This window comes from Yoonia maritima (assembly GCF_043641945.1).
In the GTDB taxonomy this organism is placed as follows: Bacteria; Pseudomonadota; Alphaproteobacteria; order Rhodobacterales; family Rhodobacteraceae; genus Yoonia; species Yoonia maritima_B.
Genome location: NZ_JBHZRX010000009.1, coordinates 122,620 through 132,412, shown reverse-complemented (window position 1 = coordinate 132,412; position 9,793 = coordinate 122,620). Strand labels below are relative to the sequence as shown.

General features: G+C 54.5%; 8 protein-coding genes, 1 tRNA gene and 1 pseudogene. 3 read left to right on the top strand and 7 right to left on the bottom strand.

What is annotated here, in order from left to right; translation table 11 throughout:
- Window positions 1–115: 115 nt before the first annotated feature.
- Window positions 116–379: pseudogene (locus ACHUEV_RS16980) on the top strand (IS110 family transposase); the annotation flags it as partial.
- Window positions 380–772: 393 nt separating this feature from the next.
- On the opposite strand, the gene ACHUEV_RS16975 reads toward ACHUEV_RS16980, so the two are convergent.
- The 3 genes from ACHUEV_RS16975 to ACHUEV_RS16965 form a co-directional block, all read right to left on the bottom strand.
- Window positions 773–850: transfer RNA gene (locus tag ACHUEV_RS16975), tRNA-Arg, on the bottom strand.
- Between the two features lie 172 nt (window positions 851–1,022).
- A complete protein-coding gene (locus ACHUEV_RS16970) occupies window positions 1,023–1,940 on the bottom strand; it encodes an MYG1 family protein (RefSeq protein WP_394181986.1) in 918 nt (305 codons plus the stop codon).
- A 79-nt stretch (window positions 1,941–2,019) separates the two neighbouring features.
- The gene (locus ACHUEV_RS16965; RefSeq protein WP_394181992.1) at window positions 2,020–2,331 is read right to left on the bottom strand and encodes an ETC complex I subunit; all 312 of its coding nucleotides are present in this window, start codon (window positions 2,329–2,331) and stop codon (window positions 2,020–2,022) included.
- 133 nt (window positions 2,332–2,464) lie between these two features.
- On the opposite strand from ACHUEV_RS16965, the gene uvrB reads away from it, so the two are divergent.
- Window positions 2,465–4,672, top strand: a complete 2,208-nt coding sequence (gene uvrB, locus ACHUEV_RS16960) for an excinuclease ABC subunit UvrB (RefSeq protein WP_394181984.1) — start codon at window positions 2,465–2,467, stop codon at window positions 4,670–4,672.
- 137 nt (window positions 4,673–4,809) lie between these two features.
- On the opposite strand, the gene ACHUEV_RS16955 is transcribed toward uvrB, so the two are convergent.
- A complete protein-coding gene (locus ACHUEV_RS16955) occupies window positions 4,810–5,487 on the bottom strand; it encodes a DUF3800 domain-containing protein (protein WP_394181982.1) in 678 nt (225 codons plus the stop codon).
- A 260-nt stretch (window positions 5,488–5,747) separates the two neighbouring features.
- Here ACHUEV_RS16955 and ACHUEV_RS16950 point away from each other — a divergent pair, with 260 nt between their 5' ends.
- Complete coding sequence (locus ACHUEV_RS16950; protein ID WP_394181980.1) at window positions 5,748–6,215, top strand: HugZ family pyridoxamine 5'-phosphate oxidase; 468 nt, start codon at window positions 5,748–5,750, stop codon at window positions 6,213–6,215.
- A gap of 53 nt (window positions 6,216–6,268) precedes the next feature.
- On the opposite strand, the gene ACHUEV_RS16945 is transcribed toward ACHUEV_RS16950, so the two are convergent.
- From ACHUEV_RS16945 to ACHUEV_RS16935, 3 genes are all read right to left on the bottom strand, one after another.
- Window positions 6,269–6,889 (bottom strand): NYN domain-containing protein, encoded by a 621-nt coding sequence (locus tag ACHUEV_RS16945; RefSeq protein WP_394181978.1) that lies wholly within the window; start codon window positions 6,887–6,889, stop codon window positions 6,269–6,271.
- A gap of 74 nt (window positions 6,890–6,963) precedes the next feature.
- A complete protein-coding gene (gene cueR / locus ACHUEV_RS16940) occupies window positions 6,964–7,350 on the bottom strand; it encodes a Cu(I)-responsive transcriptional regulator (protein ID WP_106356411.1) in 387 nt (128 codons plus the stop codon).
- A 1-nt stretch (window position 7,351) separates the two neighbouring features.
- Window positions 7,352–9,775, bottom strand: coding sequence for a heavy metal translocating P-type ATPase (locus tag ACHUEV_RS16935; protein ID WP_394181976.1), 2,424 nt, complete (start codon window positions 9,773–9,775; stop codon window positions 7,352–7,354).
- Window positions 9,776–9,793: the final 18 nt, after the last annotated feature.

Here is a 9,793-nt window from a genome sequence, read left to right as displayed (position 1 = left end):
TGCTGGCGATTCAGCTTCGTTCAGGCTGAGGTAATATGCCAATCATTCCAAAACGTGACACGTATTACTTTCGTGTTGGCATTTAACAAGTCTCTCAGGCGCGCGCAGCTTTTGCAGTTTTTTTGAAAACCTTGAGCCTTGTCTGATCGGCATGGAAGCTTGCGAATCCAGTCATCACTGGGCGCGGCAGTTCCAGAAGCTGGGCCATGAAGTCAGACTGATGCCTGCAATGTACGTGAAGGCCGACGCCAAACACGGCAAATCAGACGCCATCGATGCAGAGGCTATCTGTGAAGCCGTAATGCGCCCTACAATGCGTTTTGTCGCCATCAAGACCGGCGAACAACAGGGCATCCTGTTCCTTCATCGTGCCCGCGACCGTTGCCATGGTGAACAAAGCCGCCCGTATCATTTGGGCAGTCTTGACCGAAAGCGAGCGCTACAGACCTCACGCAGCATAACCAAAAAAAGGAACAACAGAGACGCAAGACAATTGAAATGATGGAGCCATGCCAGCCCGCCAACCGAGACACCCCGTCGAATATCAGCGACACATCGCTGTCCGCGAAGCGGTTTGGGACTTGGTCAGCGAAAACCATCAGATCCAGCGGCCGAGTGTGTCGCGCAAACAGGCCGGACACACCACCGCATCTGACAAACGCTCATATTGGCTCACAAAATGTCTTGCTATGCAGGAGCCATCCACACAGGACTTTCCGGACTTGTGTTTGAAGCTTCAAGGGTTTGTGCCGGCGATACAGGTGAGGCATAATGGCGAGCCGTGGAGGACTCGAACCCCCGACCTGAGAATTAGAAGTTCCCTGCTCTAATCCAGCTGAGCTAACGGCCCGCACTAAGAATGGCTATATCGACCAACACTTCCTGCTATGTCAACTTAGTATTTGAAAGCGCGGGCAATTGCAGCAAATCAGTGTTCAATAACATGGCGTTAATTGGCCCTCTGGTGTCGGCCTCTTAGGGCCGCACCAATCAAAACCCAACGGAAGCATACACCCTAATTTTCACTGGGCTTCTTTCACCGCGAGTGCGGCCATTTCCATGATAGCCTCGCGTGTATCAGCAACTGCGATAAACCGTGCGTTATGACAAAATTTCGCACCTTTTACGCCGCTCGCCGCTTCCAGCGCCTCGTCAGTCAGGCCCGCCCATGCTGCGGGCAAATCGGCACGTTGGTCAAAGGTATCATGCGATAGTTTAATGCCGCCAATCGTCCAACCATCACCACGCGGGTTGACCACAAATAGAATGTGATCCGCCCCTGCGTCTTCCAGCACCGAGCGATAAGGCATTCCTATTGGCAGCTCTAGGATAGGCGACGTGCCTGCTGCCTCAATCGCTTCTAGCACGATGCTCTTTGCGCGTGCTTTAGCCGCATAATTGCGGATCATCGCTTCGACAAAGCTGCGCGCAATTGGCAGTGCCGCAAAAAACGCGTCATCGTCAGCCGTCGGTGACGGATCGTCAAAGACGGGTTTCAAGCTTCCCAAAAGCGTCGGCAGGGTCAAAATCGACAGTGGCCCTGCCACCGACGGGTCCATTGCACCATTGTCCAAAAGGTCGATGGGCAGGACAAACTTTGTATCGAACTTTGTGTGTATCTCTTCGATGTCACCCTCTGGGACCGCCATCGCTGCCAAATACGCGCGGCCATAGTGCGCCCATATCAAGCCAAAAGAGCTGTAGGGCTGCTCATCCTCACGCAAAGGGCTGGGCCGCTGATGGTGGTCAAAAATCTGCGCGACAGCATCATAATCGCCGCCCACGTCATATATAATCTTGCCTTCACTAGGCGTAAGCAATTGCTTGTCACGGCTGCGCACCAGTTCTGCTTCAGGAAATAAGCGCGTCAAAATGACCGAAGACATCAACTCGTCAGCGTGAAAACCGCCCGAGTGGGTAACAAGTTGCGAGATAGTCATTGGGGCGCTCCGAGGCAGAATGAAAAAGGCGACCAGTTTGGTCGCCCTCGAATGGTATTTCAGGCAAGTTTAGAAAAACTTAGTGTGTCCAAGCGCCACGGCGGTTGGTCGCAAAGTTTTCGGCATAGCCGCTCGGCCGGATGTTTGGCTTTCGCGTCTTTGGTTCTTGCACAACAAAATCGATGCCGTGCTCGGTCGCGTAGTCAATTGCGGCCTCTTTAGTATCGAACGTCAGCTTTACTTGGGCCTGCGTATCAACGGATGACGTCCACCCCATCAACGGATCGACCTCGCGGGCTGTTTCTGCGACATGTTCCAAAACCCAGTGGTGTGTTTTGGCTGTGCCTGACGACATTGCTGTTTTTGCGGGTTTGTAGATTCGTGCGCGCATCATGAACTCCATAATTAGGCGTGTTATCGACAAAACAGGCGCTCAGCGCAAGCATACTGACACGTAATGTCAGCAAGAAGGGTTGCAGCGGAACAAAAAGGGATCACATATAGGTTAACCCAAGGAACGTCGCATGCCCTACGCCCAGACCGATAAGTCAGAACCAGAAGCCTTTTTGACCAACCCTGCCCCGGATGTAAAAACCCGCGAGAAATTGGAGGGTGGGAAGAAGTTTGTCCTGCATACGGAATTCGAACCGGCAGGCGACCAGCCCACCGCAATCAAAGAACTGTCAGAGGGGATATTGGCCGGTGAACGCGACCAGGTCCTGCTTGGCGCGACGGGTACTGGTAAGACTTTCACCATGGCCAAAATGATCGAGGAAACGCAGCGCCCTGCGATTATCCTTGCTCCGAACAAAACGCTGGCCGCCCAGCTGTACGGCGAATTCAAAGGGTTCTTCCCCGAAAACGCTGTCGAATACTTCGTGTCCTACTACGACTACTACCAACCCGAGGCCTACGTCGCCCGGTCGGACACCTATATCGAGAAAGAATCCCAGATCAACGAACAGATCGACCGGATGCGGCACGCCGCAACCCGTGCGCTGCTTGAACGGGACGACGTGATTATAGTGGCCTCTGTGTCCTGCATCTACGGTATCGGCTCGGTCGAAACCTACGGCGCGATGACCCAAGACATCCACGTCGGCAAAATGTACGACCAACGTCAGATCATCGCTGATCTGATCGCCCAGCAATACCGACGCAACGACGCAGCCTTCCAGCGTGGCACCTTCCGGGTGCGCGGCGATAGCCTTGAAATCTGGCCGGCCCACCTTGATGACAGGGCGTGGAAACTATCGTTCTTTGGCGAAGAACTGGAAAGCATCACTGAATTCGATCCACTGACGGGATCCAAAACCGGCACCTTCGATCAGGTCCGCGTCTACGCGAACAGCCACTACGTCACGCCCAAACCGACAATGAACCAAGCCATCATCGGCATCAAAAAAGAACTACGCACGCAGCTTGATAAGATGGTCGCCAACGGCAAACTGCTCGAGGCACAGCGCCTTGAACAGCGCACCAACTTCGACCTTGAGATGCTCGAGGCGACAGGCGTCTGCAACGGCATCGAAAACTATTCACGTTATCTAACAGGGCGCGCACCGGGCGAACCACCGCCCACGCTGTTTGAATTCATCCCCGATAACGCCATCGTCTTTGCCGATGAATCCCACGTGTCCGTGCCGCAGATCGGCGGCATGTACAAAGGTGACTTTAGACGCAAATCCGTGCTGGCCGAACATGGGTTCCGGCTGCCGTCTTGTATGGATAACCGCCCGCTCAAATTCGAAGAATGGGACGCCATGCGCCCGCAATCCGTGTTCGTATCGGCCACCCCCGCCGCATGGGAACTGGAACAAACCGGCGGCGTGTTCACCGAACAAATCATTCGACCCACCGGGCTGATCGACCCTGAAATCGAAATCCGGCCCGTTGAAATGCAGGTGGACGACCTACTGGACGAAGTCCGCAAAGTCTCGGCCGATGGCTACCGCACGCTGGTCACGACACTGACCAAACGCATGGCCGAAGACCTGACCGAATACATGCATGAACAGGGGATCAAGGTCCGCTACATGCACTCTGACATCGACACGATTGAGCGGATCGAAATCCTGCGTGACCTCCGGCTTGGCGCGTTCGACGTGCTCATCGGGATCAACCTCCTGCGAGAGGGGCTCGACATCCCTGAATGCGGACTGGTCGCGATCCTTGACGCCGACAAAGAAGGCTTCCTGCGCTCCGAAACCTCGCTCGTGCAAACCATCGGCCGCGCCGCGCGTAACGCCGAAGGGCGCGTCATCATGTACGCCGACAAAATCACCGGCTCCATGGACCGCGCGATGAAGGAAACCGAACGCCGCCGCGCCAAACAAATGGCCTATAACGTCGAACACGGGATCACGCCGACCACCGTGAAAAAGAACGTCGAAGACATCCTCGCGGGTCTCTACAAAGGCGACGTCGACATGAACCGGGTCACCGCCACAGTCGACAAACCACTGCACGGCGCCAACCTAGAGGCCGTCCTCGATGGGCTACGCGCCGACATGCGCAAAGCCGCCGAGAACCTCGAATTCGAAGAAGCCGCCCGCCTACGCGACGAAGTCAAACGGCTCGAAACCGTCGACCTTGTGGTCAGCGACGACCCACTTGCCCGGCAACAAGCCGTCAACAAAGCCGTCGACGACGCGAAAAAAGCAACAGGGCGCAGCACCGGAGGACGACCGGGGCAACGTGGAGGCAAGGCGGGGTATGGGGGGAAGCGGTGAAATCTTTTCCCAAGCTGGTTTAAACTCCGATATTAACTTGATTTTTCAAAACTCGTCGCTATATGTTGCTTTAAAGGTTCCTCCTCGATGATAAGAACCCAAGGGGTTCTCCTGATGGTAGTCGGGGAGGTCAACATCTAATAGTAGTGGCGTGTTCCTGAACGAAATATTTCAAATTCACTGCGAATAAGGTGCTTTATTGTGTCGTAAGCTCGCTTATCTGAGTGTTCCCACTTCCTGTAAATGGCCCAATTCAAATAATCCGCGACTTGAAGCCCATAGTGGGACCGCGAAGCGTGATGCATTATTTTATACGGTGTTGTCGAAGGGAGCTTAGCAGCGAGAACTAACTTTAGCGCTTTTTCTACAGCCTTACGTTTCCTGCTTACAGGAATTGTGTCCGTGATAATAACCAGTTCGCCGATGCCTGTTGGCGTATGTCCCAGCACGTATTTCAACAAATAGCCCAGCATATTTGGATAGAATTTTTCAGGGACCTGCAACGCGGGGCCAGTCTTTGACTTCTCAACAATCACGGTATCTACAGAGTTCACCGCAATCTCCACAGCAAGCAGCTCAAATATCTTCCTTCGCACGTGCGAGTTGTCTTCAGTGCAATGAAAGTGCTCCAACTCAATCCTTGGCTTACTTCTAAACTCAATTAGGTCATATTTATAAGTATCTAGCTTGGTGTGCAGTATAAAGGGTCGCCTCATACTCACACATGTCAGTGTAAAAAACCGTGAACCTCCAGCAGAAAAATCAAAGTTTCCGCCTTCATCAAGGAATATATACAACGTTGGTAACGTGGACAAATCAATCTCTCAAACTATCATCAAACAACCATAACGCGCACTAAGTCAGTAGTGCAACGATATGTTTCTAGGCTCTCAACTTTTCTAACGCTCAGCCTTTAATAAACATCAAATTATTTGAGGGATTCGTTTTCACGAGGACACTATTCGAGCGTAGTTAATATACCTCAGCCCTCGTGCCGGACGCGTCGCCTAATATCTGGCGCGGTATCGGGCAGCCCCCTTCCCTTTCACGCGTCCAAACCTATGCTAGCCCCATCATGACCAAAGACTCCATTAATCCCACCACTCCTGAATCCATTGCGCTCACCAATGACATCCTGACCGCCACGCGGTTTGGGGCCTTGGCGGTCATTGACCCAGATGGCGCACCCTACGTGACGCGGGTTGGTTTGATCTGGGATGGGGATGGTTTCCTAACCTTGGTCTCGCGACTGTCGACCCACACCACCGCACTATTGGCTGCACCCCAATGCGCCGTTCTGGTCGGCGAACCCGGAGACAAAGGTGACCCGCTGACGCACCCACGCCTAACCGTGCAATGCACCGCCGCGCAGGTCGACAAACCCGCGCATAAATCCGCATGGCTTGCCCAAATCCCAAAGGCAAAGCTGTACTATGATTTTCCCGATTTCATCATGTTCCGGCTGACGCCAACCGCCTTCCACCTGAACGGCGGTTTTGGCAAAGCATTCCGTCTAACCAGCGCCGATCTGGCCAAAAACTAACGTGCGGCCTCCGTGCATACGCTGTGTGTACGCGATGTGCACGGGCGGTGCCCCTACCCTCGGCCCAATCCCAGCAAGATAACACTGCCTTCTTGCCAACGTCCCTTAACCAAGAATCCTTTGTCACCAATTTTGGGGAACTCTTGTTTCCAGTCTAGAAAGCGGTCGTTCGTCACAACGCGCAGCCCTTCGTCAGCGGCATGTTTCAATAGGATCGGATCGGCAGGTGTACCACTAGGCGCAAGGGTTACATCGCCCTTGGGCAACCCCAATTGCACCGCCATATCACGCGCGCCCAAATGCTGATCACTCAGCTTATAACCAACGTTCGCATCGAAATAGACGATGGGTTCATAACCACGGTTATGCAGTGCATCCATCACACGTTTCAGCACCACTATCGACGGGTCCCCGCCCCAGTGCATGACGTTCGAACCATCAACAATTATTGGCTTTCCGGCCCGTTCACGCGGTTTTTCGGCTGGTCGTTTGCCGCGCTTTAGCCAACAGCGAAGCTTTAGGGCATAGCCAAGCGCAAGCAGGCCAAAGACCCCAAAAATCGCCTTGCCTAAGGCATCAATCACACGCGGTTTTTCACCGCCTTCGGGCAACAAAACAGCACAGACCACCAATGCGATCAACGTGCAAATCAGTAGCCCCCGAAGTATGCGCATGCCTAGCTCTCATGTTTGTGCTGGGTGGATATCACGTAGAATTTTCACAACCACAAGGCAACATCAGGACGTTTTTATGACCCTTCTAATCCCTTCAAGATCGGGCAATCAGGCCGGTTATCGCCAGCGCAATCCTTAACCAATTCCGACAACGTATCCCGCATCGCAATTAACCCAGCAATCTTATCCTCAATCTCCACCAAATGCTGCTTCGCAATACGACGAACATCACCGCTCGCCCGCGCCTGATCTTCCCATAATGCCAATAGGTTACGGCAATCTTCGATCGAGAAACCAAGCGCCCGCGCCCTGCCTAAGAACGCCAGTTTATGCGCGTCACTGTCCTGAAAATCACGGTAGCCATTCGGCCTGCGCGCTGGCGTCACCAACCCGATTTCTTCGTAATACCGAATGGTTTTTGCGGGCAGCCCGGTACGGGTTTCGACCTCAGAGATATTCATCTTATGCTCCCTTCACCCAGCGCAAGCGGAGCGCGTTTGTTACGACCAGCACGCTCGACAGCGCCATTGCCCCAGCCGCTAGCCCCGGCGACAAAAGCACACCCCAAATGGGGTAAAGCACCCCAGCCGCGACCGGAACCAGCAGCACGTTATAACCAAACGCCCAAACGAGGTTTTCTTTGATATTGGCCATGGTCGCCCGGCTAATGACGATTCCATTCAGTACCCCAGCCGGATCGCCAGACATGAGCACAACATCCGCACTTTCGACGGCCACATCCGTTCCCGTACCAATCGCGATACCGACCTTGGCGGTCGCCAGCGCAGGCGCGTCATTGATGCCGTCACCGACAAAGGCAACCTTGCTGCCGTTTTCCTGCAACTGGCGGATCACGTCGACCTTACCTTCCGGCAGGACCTCAGCAAAAACGTCAGTGACCTCCAATTCGGCACCAATCGCTTTTGCTGTACGCTCTGCGTCACCAGTGATCATCACGACGCGGATGCCCCGCGCGTTCAGCCCTGCAACTGTTGCTTTCGCCGAAGCCCGCACTGTGTCCGCAACGCCAATCACACCCGCAGGCGCGCCATCAATCGCGACCATGATAGGGGTCTTGCCAGCACCAGCAAGCTCTTGCGCTGCTTGTTCAAGTGGTGACGGATCGATGCCTTCGCGCGTTAATAGGCGGGCAGCACCGACCAGCACAACCCGGCCTTCAACCACTGCTCGCAGGCCATGTCCCGGAATGGACACAAAGTCAGTCACGGCAGGCAGCCGGCGGGATGCCCCGGCGACAATTGCTTGGGCCAAGGGGTGTTCGGAAAGAGATTCGACCGCAGCAACGGTTTGCAGAAACTCTGCCTTATCACCCGTTAATGGTTGAATATCTGTCAGCACTGGCTTGCCCATGGTTAGCGTCCCAGTCTTATCAAAGGCAACGACATCAACGCCCTGCAACGCTTGAAGCGCGTCACCTTGGCGGAACAAAACACCAAGGTCAGCCGCCCTACCCGTGCCCACCATAATCGACGTTGGTGTGGCCAAACCCATAGCGCAAGGACAGGCGATAATCAGAACCGACACACCTGCAACCAATGCATAAGACAAGACAGGCGAAGGGCCAAAGATCAGCCAAACGATAACGGTCAACACAGCAATGGCCATAATCCCCGGAACGAACCACTGTGTGATTTTGTTGACGAGGTCTTGAACTGGTAGCCGCGCGCTTTGGGCATCTTCGACCATCGCGATGATCTGCGAGAGCATGGTTTCAGCGCCCACAGCTGTCGCCCTAATTTGAAGCGCACCATTCCCATTCACTGTGCCCCCGACGACAGTGTCGCCTTTGGATTTCTCGACCGGAATAGGTTCGCCAGTGACCATGCTTTCGTCCACAAAAGACGTACCGCTTTGCACAACACCATCAGTCGCCACACGTTCGCCGGGGCGCAACACAATGATGTCATCCCGAACGATTTCATCGACGGGTACATCGACCTCTTCGGCATTGCGTAGCAGTCGGGCGGTACTGGGGCGCAGACTGATTAGCCGCTTGATCGCATTACCCGTCTGGCCCTTTGCCCGTGCCTCTAACCAACGGCCAAGCAGGATCAAGGTTACAATCACGGCCGCCGCTTCAAAATAGACAGACCGCGCCGTTGCAGGCAAAAGCGCCGGGGCGAAAAGCGCGACTGTCGAATAAACCCAGGCAGCACCCGCCCCCATTACAACAAGCGAATTCATATCCGGCGAAAGCCGCCGTAAAGCTGGAATTCCCTTGGCAAAGAACACACGGCCCGGTCCCATTAGAACAACAGTCGCGAGGGTGAATTGGATAGCCCAACTCGTTTGCGTACCAATTGTACGGGCGATGAAATGATGAAATGCCGGGAACATATGCCCGCCCATTTCAAGAACGAACACCGGAATCGTGAGCGCTGCAGCGATCAGGAAGTTGCGAAAAACCTTTGTTGCTTCTTTGCCTTGGCGGTCGTCAGTACGCGATGCACCCTCAAGGACCTTGGCCTCGTAACCCGCGTTACTGACGGCCTGCTGCAAAGTCGCAGCATCGGTCAATGTCGTGACGGTCGCGGTGCCATTCGCCAAATTGACCGACGCCATGATGACACCGGGCGTTTCCAGCAAAGCACGCTCGACCCGGCCCACACATGACGCACATGTCATACCGATTATTTCAAACCGAAGCTTGCTTGGCAAAGCTGGATAGCCAGCGGCCCGCAACGCGCTCACCATTGCGCGACCAGCATCGGCACCGTTCAAATCCACAGTTGCCGATGCATTCGCCAAGTTGACGCGCGCTTGCGTTACGCCAGATACGGCCGAAATCGCCTTTTCGGCGCGGCCAACGCAGCTTGCGCAGCTCATCCCGTCGACGCCAAATCTAAGTTCTGCAGTATGTCCCATGACATGCCCCGTGATTAA

What these genes read in the sequence shown, in the direction of transcription:
- ACHUEV_RS16950 (WP_394181980.1), top strand. Translation starts at nt 5,748, where the DNA reads ATGACCAAAGACTCCATTAATCCCACCACTCCTGAATCCATTGCGCTC.
- ACHUEV_RS16945 (WP_394181978.1), bottom strand. Translation starts at nt 6,889, where the DNA reads ATGCGCATACTTCGGGGGCTACTGATTTGCACGTTGATCGCATTGGTG.
- ACHUEV_RS16935 (WP_394181976.1), bottom strand. Translation starts at nt 9,775, where the DNA reads ATGGGACATACTGCAGAACTTAGATTTGGCGTCGACGGGATGAGCTGC.
- ACHUEV_RS16970 (WP_394181986.1), bottom strand. Translation starts at nt 1,940, where the DNA reads ATGACTATCTCGCAACTTGTTACCCACTCGGGCGGTTTTCACGCTGAC.
- ACHUEV_RS16965 (WP_394181992.1), bottom strand. Translation starts at nt 2,331, where the DNA reads ATGCGCGCACGAATCTACAAACCCGCAAAAACAGCAATGTCGTCAGGC.
- uvrB (WP_394181984.1), top strand. Translation starts at nt 2,465, where the DNA reads ATGCCCTACGCCCAGACCGATAAGTCAGAACCAGAAGCCTTTTTGACC.
- cueR (WP_106356411.1), bottom strand. Translation starts at nt 7,350, where the DNA reads ATGAATATCTCTGAGGTCGAAACCCGTACCGGGCTGCCCGCAAAAACC.